The sequence below is a fragment of the Roseibium sp. RKSG952 genome (assembly GCF_009711355.1).
Window position 1 is genome coordinate 77566 of sequence record NZ_SMMF01000949.1, and the last position, 845, is coordinate 78410.

The 845-nt window shown below is 56.2% G+C and carries 1 protein-coding gene; it reads right to left on the bottom strand.

Features of this window, described 5'->3' with window-relative positions; all coding sequences use genetic code 11:
• On the bottom strand, positions 1-845 hold an 845-nt coding region (locus tag E1297_RS32550; RefSeq protein WP_244327965.1), incomplete at both ends, for an ABC transporter transmembrane domain-containing protein.

Sequence of the window (845 nt, forward strand, 5' to 3'; positions counted from 1 at the left end):
CAACAACTCGACCAGACGCTCGGTTGCCCCTGCGGCGCGCTGCAATTCGCTCCAGATCTCAGAAAGCGCTGCAACCGAACCCGCCATAATGACCGAATAGATAACGAACTGAACCAGAACGCCTTCGGTCATAACACCGTTGCGGACATCATTTGCACCCATCCACAACACGCCAACAATCCCGGAAAAAACCAAAAAGATAACGATGACGGTCAGCACAGCTCGGGTCTGAATACGTTTGAGGGAAACCACATAGGAGGTTTCCGTCATGTCTCCGAACTGTTTCCGGCTGGCCTCTTCATGCGTAAAGGCCTGTACGGTTTGTACCGCGCCCAGCGCTTCGCCCGCGTTACCGGAGGACGCCGCTATCCAATCCTGGTTTTCACGGCTGATGACGCGCAGGCGGCGCCCCAGCACCAAAATCGGCACAACCACAGCCGGGATCAACAACAGCACAAGACCCGTCAGCTTGGCCGAAGTCAGCAACATCAGCACCAATCCACCGACGAACATCAGCATATTGCGCAAGGCGATCGAGACCGAAGATCCGAGGACCGATTGGATCAGTGTCGTATCTGTGGTGATCCGGCTCAAAACTTCGCCCGTCATGATCCGTTCGTAGAACTCGGGGCTCATCCCGATGACACGATCAAACACTGCTTTCCGGATATCGGCGACAACCCGTTCGCCCAGACGCGTTACCAACGCGTAACGGATGCCAGTACCCACCGCCAGAACGGCGGCAATGCCCAGCGCCGCCATGAAGTACCAGTCCAGCAGTTCGCCATCTTCAATACGGAAATTGTCGATCACACGGCGAACCGCCAATGGCAACGTAAGCGACA